Source organism: Shewanella sp. SM95 (genome assembly GCF_025653595.1).
Classification (GTDB): domain Bacteria; phylum Pseudomonadota; class Gammaproteobacteria; order Enterobacterales; family Shewanellaceae; genus Shewanella; species Shewanella oncorhynchi.
The window spans coordinates 75,351-101,488 of record NZ_JAKKSE010000006.1 but is presented as its reverse complement, the minus strand read 5'-3'; the positions used below and the strand labels follow the sequence as shown (position 1 = coordinate 101,488).

Annotated in this window: 25 protein-coding genes; 15 read left to right on the top strand and 10 right to left on the bottom strand. The window is 44.7% G+C overall.

Annotated features, from left to right (window positions below; translation table 11 throughout):
- Window positions 1-408: 408 nt before the first annotated feature.
- The 6 genes from L5M29_RS09385 (at window position 409) to nqrF (ending at window position 6,340) form a co-directional block, all read left to right on the top strand.
- Window positions 409-1,782 carry a Na(+)-translocating NADH-quinone reductase subunit A gene (locus L5M29_RS09385; protein WP_263167506.1) on the top strand — a complete coding sequence of 458 codons (1,374 nt, stop codon included), beginning with the start codon at window positions 409-411 and terminating at the stop codon, window positions 1,780-1,782.
- A complete protein-coding gene (locus L5M29_RS09380; protein WP_028759366.1) occupies window positions 1,782-3,014 on the top strand; it encodes an NADH:ubiquinone reductase (Na(+)-transporting) subunit B in 1,233 nt (410 codons plus the stop codon). Before L5M29_RS09385 ends, L5M29_RS09380 begins: the two co-directional genes overlap by 1 nt.
- Entirely contained in the window at window positions 3,004-3,810 is an 807-nt protein-coding gene (locus L5M29_RS09375) for a Na(+)-translocating NADH-quinone reductase subunit C (RefSeq protein WP_131523704.1), read from the top strand. Before L5M29_RS09380 ends, L5M29_RS09375 begins: the two co-directional genes overlap by 11 nt.
- Window positions 3,807-4,427 carry an NADH:ubiquinone reductase (Na(+)-transporting) subunit D gene (locus tag L5M29_RS09370; protein WP_028761892.1) on the top strand — a complete coding sequence of 207 codons (621 nt, stop codon included), beginning with the start codon at window positions 3,807-3,809 and terminating at the stop codon, window positions 4,425-4,427. The genes L5M29_RS09375 and L5M29_RS09370 overlap by 4 nt, the downstream gene beginning before the upstream one ends.
- A gap of 9 nt (window positions 4,428-4,436) precedes the next feature.
- Window positions 4,437-5,045 carry an NADH:ubiquinone reductase (Na(+)-transporting) subunit E gene (nqrE, locus tag L5M29_RS09365; protein WP_105250116.1) on the top strand — a complete coding sequence of 203 codons (609 nt, stop codon included), beginning with the start codon at window positions 4,437-4,439 and terminating at the stop codon, window positions 5,043-5,045.
- 77 nt (window positions 5,046-5,122) lie between these two features.
- The gene (gene nqrF / locus L5M29_RS09360; protein ID WP_105250115.1) at window positions 5,123-6,340 is read left to right on the top strand and encodes an NADH:ubiquinone reductase (Na(+)-transporting) subunit F; all 1,218 of its coding nucleotides are present in this window, start codon (window positions 5,123-5,125) and stop codon (window positions 6,338-6,340) included.
- A 96-nt stretch (window positions 6,341-6,436) separates the two neighbouring features.
- Here nqrF and L5M29_RS09355 read toward each other — a convergent pair whose 3' ends face one another.
- Together L5M29_RS09355 and L5M29_RS09350 are read right to left on the bottom strand one after the other, a co-directional pair.
- A complete protein-coding gene (locus L5M29_RS09355; protein ID WP_006084039.1) occupies window positions 6,437-6,832 on the bottom strand; it encodes a hypothetical protein in 396 nt (131 codons plus the stop codon).
- A 580-nt stretch (window positions 6,833-7,412) separates the two neighbouring features.
- Window positions 7,413-7,730: an ankyrin repeat domain-containing protein gene (locus L5M29_RS09350; protein WP_263167499.1), complete on the bottom strand. Its 318-nt coding sequence runs from the start codon at window positions 7,728-7,730 to the stop codon at window positions 7,413-7,415.
- Window positions 7,731-7,896: 166 nt separating this feature from the next.
- Here L5M29_RS09350 and L5M29_RS09345 point away from each other — a divergent pair, with 166 nt between their 5' ends.
- Both L5M29_RS09345 and L5M29_RS09340 read left to right on the top strand, forming a co-directional pair.
- A complete protein-coding gene (locus L5M29_RS09345) occupies window positions 7,897-8,214 on the top strand; it encodes a hypothetical protein (RefSeq protein ID WP_173497308.1) in 318 nt (105 codons plus the stop codon).
- A gap of 252 nt (window positions 8,215-8,466) precedes the next feature.
- Window positions 8,467-9,669, top strand: a complete 1,203-nt coding sequence (locus L5M29_RS09340; protein ID WP_263167497.1) for a serine hydrolase domain-containing protein — start codon at window positions 8,467-8,469, stop codon at window positions 9,667-9,669.
- Between the two features lie 118 nt (window positions 9,670-9,787).
- On the opposite strand, the gene L5M29_RS09335 is transcribed toward L5M29_RS09340, so the two are convergent.
- The 3 genes from L5M29_RS09335 to yjjX all read right to left on the bottom strand — a co-directional run bounded on the left by L5M29_RS09335 (window position 9,788) and on the right by yjjX (window position 14,103).
- Complete coding sequence (locus L5M29_RS09335; RefSeq protein WP_263167495.1) at window positions 9,788-12,250, bottom strand: ankyrin repeat domain-containing protein; 2,463 nt, start codon at window positions 12,248-12,250, stop codon at window positions 9,788-9,790.
- 238 nt (window positions 12,251-12,488) lie between these two features.
- Complete coding sequence (locus L5M29_RS09330; protein WP_263167491.1) at window positions 12,489-13,538, bottom strand: bifunctional helix-turn-helix transcriptional regulator/GNAT family N-acetyltransferase; 1,050 nt, start codon at window positions 13,536-13,538, stop codon at window positions 12,489-12,491.
- 4 nt (window positions 13,539-13,542) lie between these two features.
- Window positions 13,543-14,103: an inosine/xanthosine triphosphatase gene (gene yjjX / locus L5M29_RS09325; RefSeq protein ID WP_028761642.1), complete on the bottom strand. Its 561-nt coding sequence runs from the start codon at window positions 14,101-14,103 to the stop codon at window positions 13,543-13,545.
- Window positions 14,104-14,361: 258 nt separating this feature from the next.
- Here yjjX and L5M29_RS09320 point away from each other — a divergent pair, with 258 nt between their 5' ends.
- Entirely contained in the window at window positions 14,362-16,926 is a 2,565-nt protein-coding gene (locus L5M29_RS09320) for an acylase (RefSeq protein WP_263167488.1), read from the top strand.
- Between the two features lie 451 nt (window positions 16,927-17,377).
- The gene (locus L5M29_RS09315) at window positions 17,378-18,673 is read left to right on the top strand and encodes an aromatic amino acid transport family protein (RefSeq protein WP_028761640.1); all 1,296 of its coding nucleotides are present in this window, start codon (window positions 17,378-17,380) and stop codon (window positions 18,671-18,673) included.
- A 109-nt stretch (window positions 18,674-18,782) separates the two neighbouring features.
- Here the strand turns inward: L5M29_RS09315 and L5M29_RS09310 are convergent, their stop codons facing one another.
- Complete coding sequence (locus L5M29_RS09310; protein ID WP_105250107.1) at window positions 18,783-19,226, bottom strand: GNAT family N-acetyltransferase; 444 nt, start codon at window positions 19,224-19,226, stop codon at window positions 18,783-18,785.
- A 213-nt stretch (window positions 19,227-19,439) separates the two neighbouring features.
- Between L5M29_RS09310 and L5M29_RS09305 the strand changes: the two genes are divergently transcribed.
- Together L5M29_RS09305 and L5M29_RS09300 are read left to right on the top strand one after the other, a co-directional pair.
- The gene (locus tag L5M29_RS09305) at window positions 19,440-19,736 is read left to right on the top strand and encodes a hypothetical protein (RefSeq protein ID WP_113939800.1); all 297 of its coding nucleotides are present in this window, start codon (window positions 19,440-19,442) and stop codon (window positions 19,734-19,736) included.
- A 209-nt stretch (window positions 19,737-19,945) separates the two neighbouring features.
- Window positions 19,946-21,280 carry a dicarboxylate/amino acid:cation symporter gene (locus tag L5M29_RS09300; protein WP_263167486.1) on the top strand — a complete coding sequence of 445 codons (1,335 nt, stop codon included), beginning with the start codon at window positions 19,946-19,948 and terminating at the stop codon, window positions 21,278-21,280.
- Window positions 21,281-21,352: 72 nt separating this feature from the next.
- Here L5M29_RS09300 and L5M29_RS09295 read toward each other — a convergent pair whose 3' ends face one another.
- Complete coding sequence (locus L5M29_RS09295; RefSeq protein WP_113939802.1) at window positions 21,353-21,769, bottom strand: META domain-containing protein; 417 nt, start codon at window positions 21,767-21,769, stop codon at window positions 21,353-21,355.
- Window positions 21,770-21,840: 71 nt separating this feature from the next.
- Between L5M29_RS09295 and L5M29_RS09290 the strand changes: the two genes are divergently transcribed.
- Window positions 21,841-22,071, top strand: coding sequence for a hypothetical protein (locus L5M29_RS09290; RefSeq protein ID WP_028759411.1), 231 nt, complete (start codon window positions 21,841-21,843; stop codon window positions 22,069-22,071).
- Window positions 22,072-22,107: 36 nt separating this feature from the next.
- Here the strand turns inward: L5M29_RS09290 and L5M29_RS09285 are convergent, their stop codons facing one another.
- Window positions 22,108-23,124, bottom strand: coding sequence for a GGDEF domain-containing protein (locus tag L5M29_RS09285; protein ID WP_263167484.1), 1,017 nt, complete (start codon window positions 23,122-23,124; stop codon window positions 22,108-22,110).
- 168 nt (window positions 23,125-23,292) lie between these two features.
- Here L5M29_RS09285 and L5M29_RS09280 point away from each other — a divergent pair, with 168 nt between their 5' ends.
- Window positions 23,293-23,835: a GNAT family N-acetyltransferase gene (locus L5M29_RS09280; protein ID WP_263167482.1), complete on the top strand. Its 543-nt coding sequence runs from the start codon at window positions 23,293-23,295 to the stop codon at window positions 23,833-23,835.
- A gap of 61 nt (window positions 23,836-23,896) precedes the next feature.
- Window positions 23,897-24,247 (top strand): hypothetical protein, encoded by a 351-nt coding sequence (locus L5M29_RS09275; protein WP_263163798.1) that lies wholly within the window; start codon window positions 23,897-23,899, stop codon window positions 24,245-24,247.
- Between the two features lie 261 nt (window positions 24,248-24,508).
- Here L5M29_RS09275 and L5M29_RS09270 read toward each other — a convergent pair whose 3' ends face one another.
- Both L5M29_RS09270 and L5M29_RS09265 read right to left on the bottom strand, forming a co-directional pair.
- Window positions 24,509-25,621 carry a hypothetical protein gene (locus L5M29_RS09270; RefSeq protein WP_263145247.1) on the bottom strand — a complete coding sequence of 371 codons (1,113 nt, stop codon included), beginning with the start codon at window positions 25,619-25,621 and terminating at the stop codon, window positions 24,509-24,511.
- Window positions 25,622-25,718: 97 nt separating this feature from the next.
- On the bottom strand, window positions 25,719-26,123 hold the full coding sequence (locus L5M29_RS09265; protein WP_263167479.1) for a GNAT family N-acetyltransferase: 405 nt from the start codon (window positions 26,121-26,123) through the stop codon (window positions 25,719-25,721).
- Between the last annotated feature and the right edge of the window lie 15 nt (window positions 26,124-26,138).

The following is a 26,138-nucleotide window of genomic DNA, read 5'->3' as shown; positions in this document are numbered from 1 at the left end:
TGCTGTAAAGCAAAGGTTAAACCATAGGTTGAAATGTTAGTGCGCTAAAAATAGCCAGCAAGTTTAGCCATCCTGCCCCATTTTGAGGCATGCCATTGGTTGAAGTTTGTTCGCTGAGTTGCTCTTTTAACGGTTTTAGCGCTTTACTGCACTGAAATGGAGATTTTTGCTTATTTTTGTAAACCTTAGGTACTACTAAATCAGTAATGACGTATTTATGAATAAATTGTTATAAAACTACATTTGCAGATTACAGTAAGTAAGGATGTGAATCTGTGTCACAAAATTGCGTAAATTTACGTATCTAACTTACGAATTTGCAGCGGAATGTGACGCCAATATCGGAATCTGCGTTAACAAATCTCTACCCTAAATTTATCTAAAAATTTTTCATGGTTGATATTTGTGATGGCAGATTTTTCAAACCAAATTGTAACGATCAAAAAAGGCCTCGACTTGCCGATTGTTGGTGAGCCGCGACAGGTCATTGAACTCGGTGCTAAGCCATCCCAAGTGGCTGTTCTGGGAGAAGAGTTCGTTGGGCTTAAGCCGACGATGTTGGTCGAAGAGGGTGATTTTGTTCAAAAGGGCCAAGCCCTATTTGAAGACAAAAAAACGCCTGGAGTCTTGTTCACTGCACCTGCTAGTGGCCAAGTCGTAGCAATTAACCGCGGCGAGCGTCGAATTCTACAATCAGTCGTCATTCGTTGTGATGACGGTGAAAACCGCGATGGGCAGATTTCCTTCGATATCCATCAAGACATCGCTGCTTTAGCAAGGTCAACCGTTCAGGCGCAATTAGTGAAAAGCGGTCTATGGACTGCACTGCGTACTCGGCCTTTCTCGCGCGTGCCTGCGCTCGATAGCACGCCCGCAGGGATTTTTGTTACCGCAATTGATACTAATCCACTGGCCGCCGATCCCCGTTTGATTATCGCCGAGCAAACTGAGGCTTTTAAAGCTGGCTTGCTGGTGTTGAGCCGTTTAACCGAAGGCAAGGTTTACCTGTGCCAGGATAAGGGCGAAGCGATTGTTAAAGAAGCATTACCACAACTTGAGGTGCGCCGCTTTGATGGTGTTCATCCTGCGGGTTTAGTAGGCACTCATATTCACTTTACTTTGCCAGTGAGTTTAGAGCGTCAGGTATGGCATATCGGTTATCAAGATGTGATTGCCTACGGCAAGTTATTCCAAACCGGTGAGTTGTATACCGACCGCATCGTCGCCTTAGGTGGCCCGAGCGTGCTGAACCCGCGTTTACTGCGCACTCAATTGGGCGCTGAGCTAAGTGCCTTAGTGAGTGATGAAATCAAACCTGGCCATAACCGCGTGGTATCGGGATCTGTGTTATCTGGCCATACCGCGGCGGGCGTACATGACTTTTTAGGCCGATTCCACAACCAAGTGTCAGTGTTGAGCGAAGATTCGCAGCACCATGTTCTCCCTTGGGTGCGTGGTGGTTCTGATAAATTCTCCATCACTCGTGCCGTAACATCACGTCTGTTTGGGGCGACTAAATTGTTCGAGTTTACGACTCATCAGGGCGGTTCAGCTCGCGCCATGATGGCTTTTGGTCAGTTAGATCGCGTGATGCCACTGGATATTTTACCCACCTTACTCGTTCGAGACTTAGTGGTGCGTGATACCGATGAGGCGCAGGCCTTAGGTGCATTGGAGTTAGATGAAGAAGATCTGGCGCTGTGTACCTTCGTATGTCCCGGCAAATATGACTTTGGTAAAGAATTACGTGCCTGTCTAGATGTTATTGAGAGGGAAGGTTAATGACCAAACAAGTGAAAAAACCTGATTTACAGGACGCCTCTGATTTACAGCAAGAGTACTACGCAACGGGTAAGTCGATGAAGGGCTTTTTGCGCTCACTCGTCATTGCCAACGGTCGTAGCACTAAGGGCCAAGTGCATGTGCGTGACGCGATTGACGTGAAACGTACCATGACGCTAGTCGGTTTGTGTTTACTGCCCGCCATTTTATTCGGTCTATATAACATTGGCCTACAGGCACAGCTTGCGCTCGCGGGAGGATTATCGACCCCAGATATTTGGAAGTTAGAAATCTTTAATACCCTGTTTGGCAGCCTTAGCCAAGACACTGGGATATTAGGTTTATTCCTCTATGGTCTTAGTTTTTATCTGCCGATTTACCTGACAGCACTACTCACCAGTTTGTTTTGGGAAGTGGTGTTTGCGCGGGTTCGTGGTCAAGAGTTGCACGAAGGCTTCTTCGTGACGGCCCTGCTGTTTACCTTAATCTTGCCAGTATCGACACCGTTGTGGCTGGTGGCCATGGGGATTTCCTTTGGTGTGGTTGTGGCTAAAGAGCTGTTTGGCGGCATGGGATATAACTTCCTTAACCCTGCGTTGGCGGGCTTGGCTTTTATCTACTTCGCCTATCCATCTGAAGTTTCAACCATTAAACAGCTCGTTGCCGTTGATGGTTTCTCTGGTGCAACAGCGCTGGCACAAACTGCAGCGGGCAAGTTGAGTTTTGCCGATTACTCTTGGTTTAGCGCCTTTAGCGATCCTAACTGGTGGAACAACTTTTTTGGCTTTACCGTGGGCGCGATTGGCGAAACCAGCACCTTAGCGATTTTGATCGGCGGTTCATTATTGCTGATCAGCCGCTTAGCGGATTGGCGCATTGTGCTCGGTGTGTTGCTGGGCATGATAGCGACAGCAACGCTGTGTAATTACATCGGTTCTAGCAGCAATCAAATGATGGCAATGCCGTGGACTTGGCATCTTGTCACTGGCGGTTTTGCGCTAGCAATGATGTTTATGGCCACCGATCCTGTGACCACTTCGTACACTCGTCAAGGCAAGTTTGCCTACGGTGCTTTGATTGGTTTTATGACTGTGCTTATCCGTGTTGCTAACCCCAAAATGCCTGAGGGCGTGATGTTAGCCATTCTGTTCGCCAACCTTTGGGCGCCGCTGTTCGATTATCTGGTGGCCCGCGCCAACATCAAACGGAGATTAAAACGTCATGGTATTTAAGAAAGATACTGTGGTGGGGACCATGATCTTCACCATCACGCTCTGCCTCCTGTGCTCTTTTATGATCACAGGCACAGCAGGCATATTGAAAGAACGTAAAGTCGCCAAAAAACGTGACGAAGTGCAGCGCTATGTGTTGATGGCCGCCGATGTGAACTTAGGTCAGGGCAATGAGTTTAGAGAGATTTTTGCTAAATCTGTTAAGCCATTATTGATCAACCTAGACACAGGCAAGGTGGACTCAGACGCTAACGTCCTCGATTTCGATGAGCGTATGGCGGCAATTAATCCTGAGACTTCAAGTGCGCCGAAAAAAGATATTGCCAAGATTAAAACCCGTGCGAACGATGCCCGCGTGTTTAAAGTGCTCGATGCCAACGGCAAGTTAGACAGCGTGGTTGTGCCTTTCTACGGTAAAGGTCTGTGGTCGATGATCTACGGTTATGTGGCGGTTGAACCCGATTTCAACACCATTAAAGGGCTAGTCGTGTACGAACATGGTGAAACCCCTGGTATCGGCGACTTTGTGACCGATCCCCATTGGTTATCGTTGTGGAAGGGTAAGCAATTATTTGATGAAAAAGGCAAATTTGCGATACGTCTTGTAAAGGGTGGCGTTAAAGAAGGCGATCTTCACGGTGTGGATGCGGTAAGTGGCGCGACCATGACGGGCCGCGGCGTGCAGCGCGCAATGGAGTTTTGGTTTGGCGTTGAAGGTTTTCAAACCTTCTTCAACCAGCTGAAAGCGTCGGCAGCGCAGGGTGAATTGCAAGGTGAGTTGGGAGAGGCAAAATGAGCAACACTTTATCCATGCGTGACATGTTAACGGGGCCAGTGTTTGCCAATAACCCCGTCGCAATGCAAGTGCTGGGCGTATGTTCGGCACTGGCGGTCAGTAACTCAATGCAAACCGCTGTGGTGATGACACTGGCAGTGACCTTTGTGTTGGTGTTTTCTAACCTGATTATCTCTGCCATCCGTAACTTTATCCCGACCAGTGTGCGGATTATCGCGCAGATGACGGTTATCGCCTCCTTGGTGATTATCGTCGACATGGTTCTGCAGGATGTAGCCTATGAGTTATCTAAGCAACTTTCTGTATTCGTTGGGTTAATTATCACTAACTGTATCATCATGGGCCGCGCAGAAGCCTTCGCCATGAAGTATCCACCGCATTTAGCGGTCGTCGATGCGCTTGGTAATGCGACAGGTTATGGCTTGATTTTGATAAGCGTCGCCTTTGTACGCGAGCTGTTAGGGACGGGTAATTTATTCGGTCACCCTGTGTTCACCACGATCGAAAATGGCGGCTGGTACTTGCCAAACGAGATGTTCAAGTTACCACCGAGCGCCTTCTTCCTGATTGGTGTGTTGATCTGGACTATCAATGTGATCCAGCGGAAACGGGGTTAAGGAGCAGATATGGAACACTATATAAATCTATTTTTGCAGGCCACTTTTATCGACAACATGGCGCTGTCGTTCTTCTTGGGCATGTGTACTTTCTTGGCCGTGTCTAAAAAGGTGTCAACCGCCTTTGGTCTAGGTGTCGCTGTGATTGTGGTGATGACCTTAGCCGTGCCGTTAAACCAGCTGATTTACGTCAAAGTGCTCGCACCAGGCGCACTGTCTTGGGCGGGATTACCCGGTATCGATTTAAGTTACCTGCAACTGATCACTTTCATTGGTGTGATTGCGGCGTTAGTGCAAATCCTTGAAATGTTTTTGGATAAGTACATTCCTAGCCTGTATGACTCCCTTGGGATCTTTTTACCTTTGCTCACAGTGAACTGCGCGATTTTTGCCGGGGTGATCTTTATGGCGAACCGTGATTACAACTTCGGTGAGTCAGTGGTGTTTGCGATGGGCTCGGGTCTTGGTTGGGCGGTGGCGATTGTACTGCTGGCGGGACTGCGCGAAAGAATGAAATTCAACGCGATTCCCGAAGGTTTACAAGGTATTGGTATCACCTTTATTACTACAGGCTTGATGGCGCTGGGCTTTATGTCTTTCTCAGGGATCTCGCTGTAAAGCTACAGTAGGCGAGCCAAGAATTGAGAAAGTGAAACCAGATTCTTTTTAGAAAAGAGCTAGAAAAGGGTAATACGATGGAAATGGCAATTGGCATAGGCATGTTCACGCTAGTGGTCTGTCTATTGGTGATAGTGATTCTAATCGCCAAAAAGAAATTAGTGGCTACGGGTGAAGTGACGATCAGCATCAACGAAGATGCCGAAAAAAGCATTCAAGTTGCCGCGGGTGATAAGTTACTCGGCGCTTTGGCGAGTCAGAGTATTTTTATTCCGTCTGCCTGTGGTGGCGGCGGAACCTGTGGTCAGTGCCGAGTGAAAATCAAATCGGGCGGCGGTGACATTCTGCCGACTGAAATGGGCCATATCACCAAGAAAGAGGCTAAAGAAGGTTGTCGTCTCGCCTGCCAAGTCTCAGTGAAAACCGATATGGAACTTGAACTCGACGAAGAAATCTTTGGGGTGAAGAAGTGGCAATGTCAGGTGATCTCTAATGATAACAAGGCAACTTTTATCAAAGAGCTATTGCTTGAGTTACCCGAAGGTGAAGATGTTCGCTTTAAAGCAGGGGGTTATATTCAAATTGAAGCGCCAGCCCATGTGGTGAAATACGCTGACTTTGATATTCCTGAAAAATACCGTGGCGATTGGGACAAATACGGTCTGTTTGATATAGTCTCGACCGTCAATGAAGAAGTGTTGCGCGCTTACTCTATGGCCAACTATCCCGATGAAAAGGGCCGCATTATGCTGAACGTGCGGATTGCGACGCCACCATCGGCCAATGTGCCAGCGGGCAAGATGTCATCTTACATCTTCAACCTGAAAGCGGGCGATACAGTGACGATTTCTGGGCCATTCGGTGAGTTCTTTGTGAAGGAAACCGATGCAGAAATGGTGTTTATCGGCGGCGGTGCTGGCATGGCACCTATGCGTTCACACATTTTCGATCAGCTTAAGAGTAAGAAAACCACACGTAAAATGAGCTTCTGGTACGGTGCTCGTTCGACCCGTGAAGTGTTTTACCAAGCGGATTTCGATGCCCTAGCGGCCGAGAATGACAACTTCGTTTGGCATGTGGCGTTATCTGAGCCATTGCCTGAGGATAATTGGACTGGCTACACTGGCTTTATTCATAATGTGATTTATGAGAATTATCTTAAAAATCATAAGGCACCAGAAGACTGCGAGTATTACATGTGTGGTCCTCCAATCATGAACTCTTCAGTGATTAAGATGCTTGAAAGCCTAGGCGTTGAACCAGAAAACATCCTACTCGATGACTTTGGTGATTAGCCGTTAAACTTAAGCTAGAACTTAATCAGAGCTTCAATTAGCGGTTAAAGCTTGAAACTAAAAACTCGCGTTAAGGCAACTTAACGCGAGTTTTGTTTATTGCTTGTTAGCGTTTTTAAGTTCAAAGCCTCTAACAATGACATATGCGATAAGGGCAAATATAAATACGATAAGATACATCCATGCGATACTTTGCAAAGTTTCAATAATTGTCCGATAGATCTCAATAGTCCAACGTTCTAGAGTTAGCTGTAGAATTTCAACATCTTTATGTCTAGCGGTAATGTAGCGCTCTAAATCATAAATTCTAACCCCACCAGAAATGCCCACAACGTATGTGGCAAAAATAATATATTTTTGCCAGGCGGCACTGATTGAATCTTGAATTATTCGAGAAAATATTTCTCCCAGTGGTTTTTTGAAAATCGAAACAACTAGAAATGAAACGGTTATAGATAGTGCAAATGTAATAAACAGTAATGTAAAAAACATGCTCTCTCCTTAGAACAGATAATCAAATTGAAAACTTTACTAGCCATTTAAAATCAACAACATAATCGGCTTTCGGCTTACGTTCAAGCGAATAGTAATTGAGGTTGCTTTAAGGATAGGTACCTTCATATCAGCCAAGACGCCCCTAACGGAGTTGAAAGCGCCTTGGGCATAAAGCGTACTTATGCTATCGCATCAGACGTTTGACCCTGACCGTTGTGTCCCATCTTTCGATTGCGGCCTTTCGGCCGAGGTGAATCAAGGTCGTGGGGCTTCACTCCACACCCGACCAAAAGGGGAAAAGCGCCTGTCCCCTTTTGGAAATCCCCCGGCGTCCCTAGCGAAGTTACATGCATTGATTAGTGGCTTCGTGCTTATTCAAAAATCGCTAACGCTTCCGATGGGGTGTCCCTTCCCCCCGAAAGCTACGCAGACGTCCTGTCTGCGTCACGCGATTTTCTTCAACGCCCTTCAGCAACTTCGCAGGGGAAGGTGAGCTTCTGCGGTCTGGATGTTGGCAGTTAATCCCAAAGAGTTATGCATGTCCCATCTTTTCGAACTTTTCAATTTAGTACCTAACCTAGCTAAAGGATTTACCACCATGGCGCGTTAAATAACTCACCATGCGCTCACTCTCAGCGGTATAGCATCCCATGCGAAACTCACCCTGCCAGTAAGCAATATCGAGCGGATGATACCCCTGCGAGTTTGGATGATTCACATCGGCCCCCGCATCCACCAATAATTTGAGCAGTTCAAAAGACTGCAACTCACAGGCATGCAAGAGTGCCGTCATCCCGCCATCGTCCACGCCTTCAAGATTAGCGCCATTGGCAATAATGCGCTTAACAGCAAGCGTATCTTTGGCTTTAACCGCATCGATGAGTTCAGTGCTCATTTGATCGCTATTTAACCTCATCCAAAGGATTTAATTTAAGTGGATTTAGTCTAGGTTTCTTTAACTTGTGGGCGAAACTCCGTAAGCTGAGTAGCATATACCTAAATGCTTATGTCTACAGGTATAACTTATCATGGATGTAATAGTTGTAGGATAGGAGGCTTGTTTGAAAAAGTTAGCAGTAGTATCACTTATCTGTTTCTCCCTCTGCGCATGCTCTTCACTCAATGAAGTTAAATTGGATTCTCAATCGGTATCCAGCTACATAGGTGAAAAGGTCAAAGTCACCACAATATCTGGCGAACAAATGGAATTTCAAGTCGAAAGTGCAACGGAACAGCAGATCGAGGGAGAAGGGCAACTAGTCAAAATTGAAGATATACAGACGTTGGAAGTTGAGGAGTTTAGCCCACTAAAATCGATATCACTTTCTGCAGGCTTATATATGTTAGGTGCGATAATTATTACTATTGTCGTTTTATAGCCATTTTGAATGTGTATTCGCTGCAACTTGAGATATTCAGTCTACAAACTGGGGCAGACTGTCACTTGGTTTATACTGCTCGGATTAGCTTCGTCGCCCTAGGTATCACTTTGTTGTGTTATTTTTATATGGAATATTTCCTTTATAATTCAATTGTAAAGATTAAATTGTATTATCCATAAAAAGCGCTTGTGATAAGCTTGCTTTTTTCTAGCAGGCAGCATTATTTGTTAATTACGTTAAGGATAACCCATGCGTTTGAGTGTTATCAGTACCCTGTTGATTGGTTTTTTATTATTCCTAAGTGCCAATAGTTTTGGTCTGTTATTAGAAACAGGTGCTGAACAAGAGCAAATTGGGCAAGGCAGTAACTCGATTACCGTTGAAAGCCAAACCGTATCTTCAGTATCGAGGGTGGCGGAGATTAAGACCTTAACCCAAACCGCGATAAAGGATTCGCCGCAGCCATTTAGTGGCAGTGTTATCCTGCTTGAGCAGGGCAAGCCGCAGCTTGAACTGCAAAAGGGTGAAGGTATTAGTCAAGATTCGCGCTTTGTGATGGCATCGCTCTCTAAGCAGATTACTGCAACCTTGATATTGCAGGCACTCGATGCGGGGAAACTCGACTTAAACCTATCGCTTAATCATTATCTTTTTGGTGATGCTGAAGGGAATAATAAGGCGCTAAAAGGCATAGATGCAGGTGTAAATCCAAGTGCGGATGCACTTAATCCCAGTCGATATGATGCGCGGATTACGCTGCACCAACTGCTAACTCATACATCGGGTGTCGATAAACTGGGTAAGGCCAATCGATTCGAGCCGGGTAGCCAATTTGAATACTCCAACTTTGGTTATTCACTGCTTGGGCAAGTGCTTGAGAAGGTCAATCACCAATCCTTTGCCGAGCAAGTGGCGCAGTTTGCAACGCGATACCAGCTTAATGGCTTGAGTGCTGAGCTTGGCAGTATTGAGGCGATTCACGCCAAAGTGCCTTCACTCGCCGTAGGTTTACAGGAAAGCGAGGTGATTTCCCTCTCTGATTTAGTGCTTGATGAAGCTTTGTTGCCTGCAGGGGGATTAATTGCTTCAGCGCCAGCTTATGCCGCCTTTCAGCATCTATTACATTCTGGCAAGTTGATGAGTGCAAAGAGTTATCAACGTATGACTACGGCGTATACCGAGATCCAATTTTTATGGCCGAATATGCGCTATGGCTATGGGGTGAGGATCAATAAGGACGATGGCCTCGTCGAATACAGTCATACGGGCTATTTATCTGGCTATATGTCGATGACACTGCATTATCCCGAATTTAATTTGGATCTGGTGATGCTGGAAAATCTATCGCTAAATCTGAATGATCGCGCTCGAGTATTTGAACTGCATAATCAGATACGTCAAATCATTCGTAGCCAGTTACTGCTTGCTAAAGCGTCTAATGTTAAGCCTTAAGCCTCTCCATTATGTTGGCTAATAGGCGGCTAAGTCAGATGGTGTGAGTCTCGAAAGCATAAAGCCCCAAAGTTAGGGCTTTATGCTTGGTACTCGTTGGCAGTTAAGGTGCTAATCGTTACCAAAAGCGCTTTCTAAGTGCGGTCTCGATATCAATCTCAACCCTAAAGTACTGCAAAATCGTCCAAACTGAATCGACTAAGGCTTCGGTAAGCGCTGGATAATCATCCTCGATAATTCCGTTAATTTCTTCGACTGTTTCATCGATATATTCTTGAATACCTTCCTCAAATTCGGTCTTTGTCGCTTGATTGCGGAAAAAGCTAAAGTTGTCGAGCTTTTCTATCAATTGATCAATAAGGACTCTTACCGAATTGAGTTGCTCAACTGTGATCGTGGGATCGGTGGCGATCAGTTTAAAAAAGCTCTGCACTTTGGTTTTGAGATCGAATAGCGTTGGGATTTGATCTCGATTTGCCGCCGCATTACTCACCTCTAATTTGGTTTGCTTGACGGGGGCAGGTGTCACATTCCCCTCTGATGCTTGCGGATTGGCCGTCATAGGCTCGGCATTGCTCGAAGCTGTTGCTGGTATTGCGTGATTGTGGGCTATGGTTGTGGGCGCTGGCGGTATCTCGCGCCCCAGTGTTTGTAGCAGGCGGCGCTGGAAATAGCTTTGCGGTAGGGCTTTGCTGAGTGCTTGCTCAAGCTGAGTTTCACTGTAGGAGGTTATCTGCAGCAGCGCTTCGAAAATCTCTTTATATTCTTGCTCAATAGCCGCTATTAGCGGGCTATTGCCTAAGCTATTAGTCACGGTTAAGTCGGCGCCATATTGCTGCAAAAGTCTTAAGATCCGCACCGCCGTTGATTCAAAGCGGGGGAACTCGATTGAACTGCCGCCTATCACAGCGCAAAGGGCAGGATTGGTGTCTTCGGCATTGATGGCATTTGGGTTGGCGCCATGTTCGAGTAGCACCTCTACGCAGGACTGTGCGCCGTAGTAACTGGCGCACATTAATGGTGTAAATTGCTCATCTACTGAGAATTCTTCTAACTTTGCACCATGGCGCAGTAAGAGTTCTACGGTTTTTCGCCGCATAGGGCCGGTAATTTCATCCCACCAATAGGTCGAAATCGCCTTGTGTAGAATGGGTGAGTTATCGTGACCGCAATGGGTAAAAATATCCCCGCCTTGGTGAATGAGCCATTCAAGTAGTTGGGTTCGACAGGAGATAGCCGCCGCAGACACATAGTTAGTGTTATAGATATTGGTGAGGCTTAAATCCAGCCCCTTGGTGAGCAGATATTCCATCACTTGGATAAGCGTTGCTTGATCTTCTTTCCCTGAACCACGCTGGCAGATAGTGAGTAAGGTTGGTTCATCCACCGCCCCAAATTTTTTATTGATATCCATACCATATTGCAGGAACAGATCGAAAAACTCGGGCAGAAAGGTTTTCTTTTCGACCATTGGATAAACCAATAGTCGTAAATTCGACCAGACTAACATCTCATAGGATTTACCCGTATTCACAAATTCGGCATTTGGATTAGCGCCATATTTGAGCAACAGTTCAAGGGCTTGGTAGATGTAACTCCGTTTATTCGGATCGGTAAATTGGGCATTATTAATATATTGGTTGAGCAAGGGTGAATGGTCGGCATCAGGCGGTGTCATCCTATAGATGCGATTGATATCGACGGTGGCCTTAATCAGTTTTTCGATAATCCTAAGGTCAAATTCTGAGGTCAATGCCGCATAGACCAAACTTTTAGCGTGGGAGTCGGCTTTGAGCTGCGGATAATGGTCTAACAGGTATTCAGTGTAGTCTTGCGCTTTAGCGTAAACGCATAGTTCGAGTAAATTAGCATCATCCCAGAAGCTGCTATCGTTGGCCATAATATAGCGTGACTTTTTAAATGCAGGGAAGCGTTTAACTAAGGGAGAAAATGTTTCTACTCCCCAAAATTCGCTCGAAGAAATAATGTTTTCAATTAGGCTTAATTTGCCAATGTCTAATGGAATATCTTTATTAATGATATGCAGGAACAGATCTTTATTGCGTTCATCATATAATATTTCTAGTGGGTGATTTAATTCACCATTAGTCCAAAAGCTCACCGGTTTATTGATATCTAAGTTAGCTGCAAGTAGAAGGTCGATCATGTCTCTACGTTGATGGTCTTGATAGATATATTGCGGATTAGGATGAAATAGATAGTTGAGCCAGCAATTATTATATTGATTTTGAAAGTAAAGATTGGCACTAGAGTCTAGGTATAGGGTAACGAGTTCTGAGTTGTTATATTCAATAGCCGAATGCAAAGCACTGAAACCATTACATTCGATTTTAGCGCCTTTGCTGAGCAAGTATTTTATAAGCACTAAATCGGACTGAGGACTGCAAGATAGTGGAACTAATATATTGCAGGGCGAAACATTGAGATCAATAAAGTTGAGATCTCCACTATCGGCAAGAAATTGATCAACTTTCTTTATTTTAGTCGAGGTCGAAAGCGTGTTATCTAGGCATATTTCCCGAAGTGTGAGTTTCTTATCACTAAAAATCCAACTGAGCATAATGTTCCCTATTTAATGCCGTTAACAAAATGGTATCAAACGCCTTTCAATTTATTAAAAATTGAGTGAGGTAAATTGCCATATTTTAATGCATTTAAGTTAAGAAAAACTATGCCCTAAGACTGATAATTAAAATCATCTTGCTGAATAACATTTGCTGATACAAATTGATAATGCCAAACAAGTTTAATCATGGCTGTTTGGCATTGTTACTTTGATTGGAATTCTGCTTCATATCCTATTGATTAAGCTCTAGCAGCATCGGCATTTCGCAGGCGTCGTGGCCTGTGTTCCCTAGGGGAGCCGACAGATGTACAAAGCCTAATTTCTCATAGAGTTTTACGGCTTCATTTAGTACAGCGGTGGTTTCTAAATAGCAGCTTTGATAACCCGTTTCGCGGGCGAAATCGAGTGCCATTAACGCTACGCGTTTTGCGAGTCCTTTGCCGCGGACTTCTGGCATAAAGTACATTTTTTGCAGTTCGCAGACGCCATCATTGTTAGCTAAAGGCGCAATACCGGCGCCGCCTAGAATGCGGCCCTCTAATTCAATAATCCAATAGTTGGCGCCCGCTTGGGAGTAGATCTGGCTTAGGCAATCTAAGGTCGGGTCCGCCACGCTATAGCCTTTATCCGCGGTTAAGCCGTATTCGGCCGAAACATCGCGGATGACTTTGGCAATTGCGGCATCATCTTGGGCTGTGGCTTGGCGAATGTGACAACGACTTTGCTGCTTGGCGTTATGTACGGCTTGGTTATATAACACGAGGGCCTCTTCGATTTGTGAAGTTTGCAATGGAGTCAGTTGGGCTAAGATCCCTTGGAATAATTGATTCTGCTGAGTATCCAATTTAACGAGTAATTTCTTACCCGCAGGTGTCAGTTGCACAACTAAGCAGCGACTGTCCCGTGGGTGCACCTGACTCTGGGCAAGATGTTTATCGATCAAATGCTTGATAGCGCGGCTCGCATTGGACTTATCTATGCTGAGTTTGCTTGCAAGCTCTTTGATGGTCAGGGGCTGCTTGCCTATCTCAAACAGGGCATGGGCTTGCACGGGCGAAAGGGGTAAATCCCCAAAGGCGGCGTTGAGCATGCCTAAATTTCTCACCAGATAGCGAGACAAATGCCTGAGTTGGGCGGATGAGCCTGACTCAGTCGTTTGCTTAGTTTGAGTCACAGGCTTCGCGGGATCTTGATCCAATGGTGCGTCTGTTTGAGCCATAGTCGAATAGGTTTGGTTGCATGTCACAACTAAGTTAGCGGGCTTTAATTCCTCTTGCAACATATTACTAACAATCTACTGTGTAAATATCAGGATTCAATAATGGCGCCATGGCGAGAATAATCGCTTGGGTGTAATTACTTTCACGGGTCGCATGGCCGTGGGTGAGTAAACCTATGGCACCGCCTTTTTGCTTAATATTGATTGTATTGAACAACCTATCCATGACATCCCCGAGTTCTTCCCCCGCTTCTAATGCCCGATAAACTTGCATTGGTAAAGGTAAAATCGCACTGCGGCCAATTGCAAGCTGGTCTTTATGGCCAATCGCGATATAGGCGAATGTGGCAGGGCCAAAGTCGAAACAATCGACACCGCCTTCCATCGCAAAATAGTAGTCAGCTTTAGTCTCTTGCGGGTCCTGTTGTTGACAATAGCGCACCCGATTTATCGCCCCTTGGCGAGTGTCGAGATCTGTCATTGGCTGCGCCGCAACACCAGAAGGGGCATCCATACCGCTGGCTTCTATGATGCTCTCAGGGAACAGCTGTGCCATGGCGTTAGTTGCCGCGTTGATTTTTACCGGGTTTTTAGAACCCACTTTTATCTTAATAATGTTTTGTTGCATATAAGTTATTTATTTTGGATTTTAATGTGGACGCTCGTTTGAATCATTGCTTAAATGGTCTGAGGTGTCTAAGCGTTTGGGTTTTCTATTCTGCCACAGTCGTCGGCGAAGCTCAGTAAAAAAGCCAACAGTAGGGGAGGCAATAGCCAGCCTTAGGGACTAGGAAGCGACATGCAACTATTGCTCCTTCAGTAATTTGGGCTGGAATAGGCAGTAAGGCTATGTCATTGAAGGAACCAAAACCAAGAGATAATAATAATGAAATTCAACAAACTCGTGATTGCTATGGGAATGGCCTGCGGTGTAATACTGACCGGCTGTAACGATAGCGAAGATAGCACTACGCCTACCGAACCTGAAACTCAACTGCAAGCTTTTGCCCCCAATGGTTTACTCAAAGCCAGTATTCGCCGTACTACCTATGGCGTGCCGCATATCCAAGCAGACAACTTAGAAAGTTTAGGTTTTGGTAGTGGTTATGCGCAGGCACAGGACAACTTATGTGTATTAGCCGATGGTTTTATCAAGGCGAACTCACAGCGTTCTATGTACTTTGGTCCCCATGCGTCGATTGACTTCACTACGGGTCAACCTACGGCGGAAGATAACGGTAACCTTATCTCAGATTTTGCCTATAAAGCGTTAAAGATCAGAGCGCAAGCCGAAGAAAAATGGCCGAAATTTAGTGAAAACTCTCGGGCACTTATCCAAGGTTTTACCTCTGGTTATAACCAATATCTTGCTGATGTCGAAGCGGGCACACAAACGGCAGAACCTTTCTGTGGCGGTCAGCCTTGGGTGAAACCCATAGTGCCAGAAGATGTGGTGACTTATTTGTTTTCTATCGCCTTATTACCGGGCGCAGCTAACTTTCTCGATCTGATTTTTTACGCTAACCCAGGAGATGCACAGGAATACATGCCGCGTATCGTTGGGCCCGCGCCTAGCCAAGACCAAACTGCGTTTGTGGCCGATATGCAGTCTAAGTTGATTGCCCGCGCGGCTCGTATCACGACACCAGAAACCAATCCCCGCGATTTAGGTTCAAATGGTTGGGGTTTAGGCAAGGATAAAACCGAAAATGGTAAGGGCATGGTGCTAGGTAATCCGCATTTCCCGCATACGGGTAACCTGCGTTTTTGGCAATCCCATATTACGATCCCAGGGCATTTAGATATGATGGGCGGCTCGTTAGTGGGTATGCCTGGACCGATTAATATTGGTTTCAATAAAGATCTCGCTTGGACTCATACCTTCTCTACCGCTGAGCATTTTGTGATGTATAACCTTGAGTTAGTCTCGGGTGATCGGATGCAGTATTTGTTTGATGGTAAACCTATGCCGATCACCAAAGAGACAGTATCGGTTCTAGTGAATGCAGGTCCTGCGGGCATGCTGGTCGCCGAGAAAGATATTTATACTACGGCCAAAGGCCCTATGGTCGAAGCTCCTCCTGCTTTAGCGCCTTTTGGTTGGGATGATGGCAGTGCCTTTATGATCCAAGATGCCAATATGGGGACTATGGACCCTGTTGACCATTGGTTAGCCATGAACATGGCGACGAACAAAGAAGAGTTCCAACAGGCATTTAAGGACTACGATGGTGTCATCTTCAATAACACTATGTACGCCGATAAAGAGGGCAATGCTTTTTATATCGACGACTCAACTGTGCCAGGATTATCTGAATCGGCAGTTGTGTTGTTAAAAACCTCACCGGATATTAAAGCGGCTAAGGCAAAAGCCGGATTTACGATTTTACCCGGTAACACTTCGTTGTTTAGCTTCGATGGTCCTACGCCCTATGAGCGTGCGCCCAAGCTTGAGCGCAGCGACTTTGTGCAAAACTCCAATGACCCCTTTTGGTCGACTAACTTGAATGAACCGCTGACTTACTTCTCGCCTATGTACGGCGCAGAGGCTGGACAGCTATCACTGCGGACACGGATGGGCTTGAGTTTAATGCAGGATGCCGCGGGGGCTGATGGCAAGTTCAGCTTGGAAGAACTCGAAGCGGCTGTGCTGTCGAATCGCAGTTATCTCGCCGAGTTAGTGCTGCCTGACTTGATTGCCCAGTGTGATGCCCAAGGCAGTACACCTGTGGTGGTGTCGGCGAGTTTATCTAAGGATATCTCTTCGGCTTGTGCGGCTTTAAAGGCGTGGAACGGTAAGCAAGATAACGACAGTAAAGGTGGTGCTTTACTACGTGAATTTGCCCATCTATTCAGCCAAACAACCATGTTGACCCAAGGATTCGATCCCGCTAATGCGGCAACGACACCTAAAACCTTGACTACGGATGGCAGTGCCTTAAAGGCCTTGGCTCACAGTGCGCTTAACCTTGAGGCCGCAGGCTTTGCCTTAGATGCGCCATTGGGGGATGTGCAATTTGTAGAGAAATCGCTGCCAGATGGAACGCCAAGCGGGTCGCGTTTACCTTGGCCGGGTAGCCATAATGCTGAAGGTGGATTCAACGTGTTTTCAACCAGTTTGTCGGGTGATGACACTTTGATCCCGCAACACAAATACGCTGCTGTGATGGATGTGGTCACTGGCAAGGCGATGAGTTCTGGCTTAACGGCGAAAGGATACCAAGTGCGTTACGGGTCAAGTTGGATGATGGCGGTGAACTTTACCGACGAGGGGCCTGTGGCGCGGGGGATTTTAACTTACTCTGAGTCGAGTAATATCTTAACGCCTGCGTTTGCCGATCAAAGTATCTTGTACTCGAGTGCTAAAAGCTTCCGTCCTTTGTTGTTCAAAGAGGCTGACATAGCCCCAGCTGTAGTGTCGACAACTGAGCTGACACTACAAAAACCATAAGTTAGATTTTGCGCTTTAATCGTTAGCGGCTCACTTCGGAGTTGAATCCGGATGAGCCGTTTTTTATGCGTGTTTACGACTGATAGCGATTTGTAAAAATTTAACATTAACGACTGTGATCTTGATCTACCTTAGACGTGAGTATGCTGTGACGCGTCTTGTTTTGTTGATTTTTGTGACACATGTCCGGTTAGCTGTTTTTCTCGGCGCTTATGCAATGTCACTGGATTTGGCTTGAGGTGAATATCTTGTATTTTTAAGTGGCTTTTTATGTATATGTTTTGATGCTGCATTGAAAACTTATTACATTAAATCAGCGATCTAGATCTCAATATCAGTTTATTATGAAATTCCCTTACATAAAGCCGTGTCAGATCAACTTTTATGGGCTTTTTTTGGTTATCCTTAGCGCGAATTTATTATGCTAGTCACACCGTAAGGTAACTTTTATATGCAAAAAGATGCGACCAGTGTTCTTGGAACACCTCAAAGCACACAGAATCTAGATTCAACGAAACACTTACCTTGGACTCGCCAAGACACGACTTGGATGTTGAGTTTGTTCGGCACTGCCGTTGGCGCTGGAATTTTATTTTTACCTATCAATGCGGGCATGGGCGGCTTTTGGCCTCTTGTGTTAATGGCAGTGATCATTGGTCCTATGACCTATCTTGCCCACCGTGGCTTATCTCGTTTTGTTTGTTCATCAAGCATTCCTGGTAGCGACATTACTCAAGTAGTTGAAGAGCATTTTGGTGTTGGTGCGGGTAAAGCCATTACCGTACTGTATTTCTTTGCTATCTACCCGATTGTATTAATTTACGGTGTGGGTATTACCAACACTGTTGATAGCTTTATCGTCAATCAGTTAGGCATGGCATCGCCACCACGCTTCATTCTATCGGGTGTATTGATCCTCGGTATGATGGCTGTAATGGTCGCAGGTGAGAAATTCATGCTCAAAGTGACACAACTTCTGGTGTATCCGCTGGTGGGTATTTTGGCCTTTATGTCTATCTACCTGATCCCTGAATGGAAAATGGATGCTTTACTCGTTGTACCAGAAGCGGGTGCATTTTTAGGCACAGTTTGGTTAACGATTCCAGTTTTAGTGTTTGCCTTTAACCATTCTCCAGCGATTTCACAGTTTTCTGTGTCATTGAAACGTGACCATGGCGCGAATGCTTCTCGCAAAGCTGATGTTATTTTACGTAATACTTCCATGATGTTAGTGGGCTTTGTGATGTTGTTTGTGTTCTCTTGTGTGCTGTCATTATCGCCAGCACAATTGGCCGAAGCGAAAGCTCAGAATCTGCCGATTTTGTCTTATCTCGCCAACGTGCATTCAAGTGGTTTTGTGAGCTACTTTGGTCCATTAATCGCCTTTATCGCGATTGTGTCTTCTTTCTTTGGCCATTACATGGGCGCGACAGAAGGCATGAAGGGGATTATTGTTAAGCAGTTAGACACGAATAAAAAAGGCATTTCAGAGCAAAAAATCAACAAATTTATTCTGGTGTTTATGTTTGTGACGATTTGGGCCGTGGCAATCAAAAACCCAAGTATTTTGAATATGATTGAAGCTTTAGGTGGCCCAATTATCGCGGCTATCCTGTACTTGATGCCTATGTACGCTGTATACAAAGTGCCAGCATTAAAAGCGCACCGTGGTCGCATCAGCAATATCTTCGTGGTTATAGCGGGTTTATTGGCAATGACGGCTATTCTGTTTGGCTTCTTTCGTTAAGTTTTAATCTTAGTAGGAACGCGGTTTGAATGTGAATCGTGAGTCGTAAAAAGAAAAGGATCGGGCCATTGGCCCGATCCTTTTTTATTACGTATAACATTTGAATCGCTTATTTTTCTTCGTACATTAAGTAGTAACTCTGCTTCATCCCTAACGCTTGATAGGTCTGCTGTGCGGCGAGATTTTCTTGCTCGACATATAAACGGAAGCTGGCGGCACCACCATTGGCTTCGGCCAGTTGTTTGACTTCGCTGTAGAGTTTGGCATAGATGCCTTGGCGACGATTTTTCGGGCGAATATACACACTCTGGATCCAGTAATAATCCTTCGCACGCCAATCGCTCCATTCAAATGTCACCATGAGTGAGCCGACTAGCTCACCTGCGATTTCAGCGACCAGGTAAAACCCTTTTTGCGGGCTCTCAAGTAGCGTGCCCACACCTCGAGTCAGTGTCGCTTCATCTAAGGCTAGGCCTTCGGTTTCTTGGGCCATGGCCTGATTAAACTGCACTAAGGCGATTAGGTCTTGAGCCTTAGCTTTACGAATCAACATACTACAACTCCTAGGCGGTTATTTGGCAATACCGCTCTTGTTTAGTAAACAACATTTTGTGGTTCACTTTATCATGGAACGACAAGGGATAACGAGTTTGGCAGTGGCAGGTTAGGCACTGATATTATTTATTACTGTGGATATTTGTACGACTAAAGTCTTATCTTCTAGGCTTATCTTTAGTGTCCTTTCGCTGAACTAAGTGAGTTAATGATGGGATTTATTAAGTCTACTCGCCGCTATAAACTTAAAATTTTACCCGTCTATGATATTGCTGCTGATGAACAGATAAATCATCGTCTGCATTTTATTTTAACGCTGTTGAGCTTCGGTTTATGGGGTTTAGTTTGGTGGTGGTTGGTCTTAAAAGCTAACGGTAAGTCCGACTTTATTTTCAGTGGTTTTGATGACGATTATTGGAGTTATTTGATTGAGCGTGAGCAACCGCCTGCGTCGCTTTATCGTCAGCAAATAGCACCAAAAAAAGTCACAGAATATTTTGATGCTTAAGCAGAAAAACTAACATCTCGGCGGCCAATTTAACAAAGTTGGTTTGGTTAATATTACTGATTTTAAGGCGGTTTAGCTCAACGTGACCCAGATCATCTCTCGATTAAAACCCCTCTGCTAGACTCGGCGATTGCCCCATTTAGACTGAGAAACTAGCGCGCTAGTTTTGGTCTTTGCCCCATCATAGTTTCGAATTCAAGGTTATCAATATGACAAAACAAAAGTCGTCAGCATTAGACCGTGTTTGGTCTCGCTGGATGTCAGTGCCGCTGTGGCTGCAAATTGTTATCGGTATGGTGCTAGGTATTTTAGTAGGCATCATCTTCGGCGAGCAAGCGACTCACTTAAAACCGATAGGCACCTTGTTTGTTAATTCCATTAAGATGCTGATTGTGCCATTGGTATTTTGCTCACTGATTGTGGGCGTCACTTCGATGCAAGATACGAACAAGATGGGGCGTATTGGTTTTAAATCTTTTGCGTTTTATCTCTTTACCACGGCTATCGCGATCACTATCGGTTTAATTGTCGGTTATGTTCTTCAACCCGGTGCTGGTTTAGGTTTGTCATTGGCAGATGGCGCGGCTCAAACTGCCAAAGAAATACCTTCTTTAGTCGATACTTTGATCGACATAGTGCCGACGAACCCTATTGCGGCTTTAGCAAGCGGGCAAATTTTGCAAGTTATAGTATTTGCGATTGTTTTAGGTATCGCCTTAGTGCTGATTGGCGAGCATGGAAAACCTGCAATTAAAGTGTTCGAAAGTTTAGCTGAGGCCATGTATAAAATGGCCGACATGGTGATGAAGCTCGCACCCTACGGTGTATTTGGGCTAATGGCTTGGGTAGCGGGGGAGTATGGGATTGATATGCTCTGGCCACTGATCAAAGTTATTATTGCTGTGTATCTTGGCTGTATTATTCATGTGCTTGGATTCTATAGTTTGTTACTGCGCGGATTTGCGAAGTTAAGCCCGCTGCAGTTTTTTAAAGGGATTAGCAATGCCATGTTAGTGGCGTTTACCACGTCGAGCTCTGCAGGCACGCTCCCTGTGAGTATGAAGTGTGCGAGTGAAAATTTGGGGGTTCATAAGAAGATCTCTAGCTTCGTATTACCGCTAGGCACCACAATCAATATGGATGGCACAGCATTATACCAAGGGGTCACAGTGCTGTTTGTGGCACAGGCGTTTGGTATCGACCTGACTTTAGTTGATTATCTCACCATTATTTTAACGGCGACGTTGGCCTCTATTGGTACTGCGGGTGTGCCCGGTGCGGGTTTAGTGATGTTGACTTTAGTGCTCACAACCGTAGGGCTTCCCTTAGAAGGGGTGGCATTGATTGCGGGAATTGACCGTATTTTAGATATGGTGCGTACTGTGGTAAACGTCTCCGGTGACTTAGTGGCGACGACTGTCATTGCAAAGTCTGAAGATGAGCTGGATATGGCGCATTATAATGCCGACATAGATCAAAGCGCCGTAATAGCCGAACAGAATATTGCCCTCGAAATTGCAGCGGCTAAGAGTGTCAAAGCATAGGGATCTTTTATTGCTGGTTCGTTAACTAAAAAACCGCCATTGGCGGTTTTTTTATGCTGACAAGTTTTATGGTTACTTCATTTGGCTTAACACTAACACTGGCTTGTCGTCGCTGTTAAGTAAGGTAAGTCGGCCTTGCACTAATTTTGCTTTGGTAACTAATGGCATAGCTTGCATCACTTTGTGCTCTTGCTGCATTAGGGCATCCACGCAGGCTTTCATTGTGCTACCGGCAGGAGATAGCTTAAGCTCTTCGCCTTGCTGAGTATATTGACCGAAAAAGTTATTGCAGCTGTTGTTGCCGTGTAATTTACCTTCGGCCTCAAAGGTGATTTGCGCTGGGCTGTAATCGATAGTCGGTTGGCCTTGGACCATTTCAATGTGCCAGCGGCCTTCTAATGGAATGGTATCATTTGGAGCTATATCGGCACTTTGGCAGGCGGTGATGCCTAAGAGTAATGCACCTAAGATGAATGTTTGTTTTAACATCGTTGCGGTTCCTTTTTCCATGATTATGGCCATAGTGTGACAAGTTTTTCGTAAGATCTAAAGGGGTTTATATGACAGGCTCATTTAAAAGTACTCTGAATTTGTTGAAGTTTTTACATTGGTTAGGTGTATTGATGCTAGTTTGTGGACTTGGGTTTTATATGTTGACGCAATGGAGTCTAGAGATAAGCGGCATGTTATTGATCTCAAGTCTGATTGGTTTAGGGTTGGTCTTAATGTCGCCCTATCCTGTGGTGCTGTTTATCCAATGGGCGAAGCGCCAAGATGAGCATTCCAAGTAATTTTGTACTGTCTAATTAAGTCTAAATTTCATTAAATCAAAGCTCTGCCGAATCTGCGGCGGGATTATCGTACAAGCTTGAGTCAATGGCGGGTTCTACTGGCGTGTCTGCGGCTTGGGATACAGGTGGGCGCATTGAATCGAGTTTACCCCGTGCGAGTTCCATCATAGGTGCAAGTTTGGCGCTGGATTCTGGAGTGAAGAAACTGTAACTCGCATCGAGCTTAAGCTGGTGGTTTTGCTGTTCTAACTGTTTTTCTACCCGCTTCATAATATGTTGAATATCTCGTTCACCATCGACAAAGGCCAGTACCACAAATTGGGTGCAGTTGTAATGGGCGGCAACGTCAGCGGTTCTTATCGTATCTTGGATTAACTTGCCTAACAGTCTGTGGTGATTATTTTCGAGTGGTATTGGAGTGTTATCCGTGCTCAATAATTCAAAGAAGATGATACCTGCATGGGCGCCAAAGCGGCGGCCTAAATTGAGCTGTCTTGGCGCCATCATCAAAAAACCATAATGATTGAGCATGCCGGTTTCTTGGTCGCGCATCGAAAGGGATTCAATTCTATGGTTCTGACACAGCAGAGATAATTCCTGTTGCAGCAATATCTGAAACGGTTCGAGCATAGCGGCATTGGCTAGCGGGTCTGCCATATGTGGGTTGAGTACACACAGGGCACCAAATTGGCTACCATCCGGCCAAGCGATAGGACGTGAGAGAATATGCTGAATACCATCAAAATCCCTTGGTAAATCCTCTAACATAAAGCTGCCGAGGTTTTGATATAAACCATCAGGTTGGCTGTTTTGTATCTGTTTGAAGAGTTCGAGTGCTGGGGGATATAAAGTGCCTGCGGTAAATTGCGGTGTTTCAGTGATTGAACTGACGATGATTTCAAACCCTGCACTGATTTTTTGGAATATGAAAACCGTGTTGGCGTTGTAATAGCTTTTGATGAGCTCACATTGGTGCATCCAGCGTGTGAGATTGACTTGTTGATTATCGGTATCAAGTAAACTCAAGTTGGGATTAATGGTTTCTGGCAACATACAAACGCCTAACTATGGCTAAATATCCATTAAGTTTGGGAAATAAAAGGATATTTAGCAAATCAAAGCCCTAAATATTGCCTTGTTCTTGCTGTGCCTATTAACCCAACCGAGTATACTGGCGGGCTGAAATTGGGCCCAAAGCCGAAATAATGCTGTGAGAACACTGTGAAAATTAGACTAGCCTTACCTCAAGATGTTGATTTATTAGCGATGCTAGAGAAAAAACATCTTAATGATGAATTAGCTTCCGCCAGTATGGGGTTACAAGGGCAAGCTTTTTCCCACAGTGAATTGAGCGAATTAGTGCAGCACCATTGGATTGTAGTGGCGCAGGTTGAGCAGCAGATCGTCGGTTACGTGATTGCAGGCCGTTGGGTTTTTTTCGAACATTGGCCCATTTACCGCACTTTGTTGAATCGTTTGGGGCAACTCGATTGGGATGGACCTAAATTAACTAAGGTCAATTCTTGCCAATACGGGCCGATATGGGTGCAGCAAGCCTACCGTGGGCAAGGGATTTTCGAGGCATTAGTCCGTGAAATTCGTCGCCAAGTTGCTCCGCATTTTAGCTATATGTTGACCTTTATTGCTGAAGATAATGAACGTTCTTTTGCCGCTCACTCGGGTAAAGCGCACATGCAGGTTGTGGATTTTTTCACCGTTTCGGCAAGGGATTATTATTTAATGGCGGCAAAGACCCAAGCTTAGTTGTTCAACAATAAGAATTAAGGGTTAAATCTCTACTAATATCAATAACGGAGATAAATACATGCGTGTGCAATTTGTTGAGTCATTATTAACGACTTATGCCAAGGTCAATTTATCGGCTTGGGACAGCTTGAGGTTAGTCTTATCTGAATGCGCTCACCATGAGTATGAGGCGAGGGGATTTGAAGTCGAGTTTTTATCTGACTTAGGGGCATTGCAACATTATTGGGTACAAGTGGGAGATATTTGGCTCGATTGTGGCCGAATCAATGCCTATTCGACGGTGATTACGCGACTGACCGATAAGGAACTTAGCCGTGTAAACTCCAAAAGCGCGTTAGAATGCGCTATTTTATCCCAAGAGCAGATCGGTCTACTCTGCATGCAAAATGCCCATTTCGATCATTGCTAAATTCATACTTGACCTTCAGGTCGCCACTAAAGGTGAACAGGTTTTCAGCAGCTTGTCTTGGATTGCTACTTTTAACATTCCCCCCAAAGAAGTCTGTGGTAAGTCTATGTTTGCTGACGACATAATTAAACTACATAGAATCACTGCCAATTAACTCAATATAAAATTGAAGTGAGATTGTACTAAAATAAGGTTTAGTATTTACAATTTTTAATATAAAAGCCTAGTTAACACTAGGCACAAACACGTTTTAATTCATTTTCAGTAAAATTTATTTTCCGTTGGAATGAATTGATCAACATCCGTGACTGGTAATAGGTCTAAGCTATTTTTGGCATGTTTTCGTAGTTTATTTTCGTTTGCCTCAGTTGCAATGTTTTGTAATATTGACCTGTAGCGTGAGTTATTGCTTTTGGCTAACACTTTACAAAGCCAAGAAACAGCATCGATCACGTAGGGATCTTCATTCTTTTTCTCAGTCCAGATTTTTTCAGCAAATAAATCTAGCACCTCTATTTTGATATGATCTTGTTGATAATAGCCTTTGGCTAAACTCTGTAATGTTGCTCCTGTGCTGTTTAACTGCATTTTTATTGATGATATATCATCTGACCATTCAATGTTTGGGGTCACTCGTTCGATAAAGAGAGCTGCTGACTTTTGTGCACTGAACTGGATACTTCCAAGGCCTTCATACTGATAGGTTACGCTAGGTGGTTTTTCTATCAGGAAATTTCCACCATATTTGGTAATCTTGTCCGGCTTGCCTAGTTTTGAAACAACCAAGTTTTCACTTTCTCCGCTAGCCAATTTGAGGAATAATTCTTTTTTTGAAAGTTCTATCTTTTTGGGTTGAAGACCTGAGTCAATTATTGAAACATGAGATAGGCCTCTTTTCTCAATAACTTTTGATACAACATTTCCGTTAATATCCTCTATCCATACCGCAGAGTAATCTTCACTTAAACTCCCATTAATAAGATATTTTTCGTTTTTCTTCGGTGTAAAATTAACTTCTCCCTCAATGATATAGTTTGAGGTTGAGCTAAAAATATATCCGATTGGAGCGGAGTGATGGACTTGGCCGATGAGATATAAGTTTATGGGTTTGATTGGAATCGACCTTGATGCGCCCATTGCAATCAATTGCGAGCCTTTTCCATTAGAAGCCGCTGAAGATGCTGTTAAGCTATTATGGATAGGTTCTCCATCGATTAGCTTTATATAATAAAAACTTGCTTTACTTCGACTTAGTCTTTGAAAACTATCATCAATTGTAGCAAGCTCTCCTGTATACCCTTCTGGTATCGATGAAGTATAAGACATGCAGCCAAACATAAGAAAAGATATTATTGTGGAAAGAAATAACTTCATTTAATTTCCTTTTTTATAGAGTAAATCTATTTTATTCGTCTGTTTATAGTCATTGATATTATTTGTGCATTTTTATCAATAGTACTTTTACCAATTATCAATACTTTTTCACCATAAAGTAGCGCTCAGGTGTCGTGGTGACTGTGCCTATGATCTCAAAACCTTGTTTCTCATAGAATACTGGGGCTTGAATCGATAAGGTATCCACTTGAGCTACCAAGCAACCGCGTTGTTTCGCCTCTGCTTCTGCAAGTGCCATCAGTTTACGCCCAAGCCCTGTGCCTCTGGTTTGGTCATCAACCCAGACGACATTGATTAAGAAGTTTTTATAGATAGTCCGGCCACCCACACCACCAATCAACTTGCCAGCTTCATCACGTGCAATGACAGCCAAAGGTACTGATTTCTCGGGTCCTAAGAGCCCAGCATTATATTGCCGAACGCCGTCTACCAGCGCATCCACAATCGTGGTATTTTCTTCACTCATAACTTCAAAGTTCATGTCAAAAACTCTTTC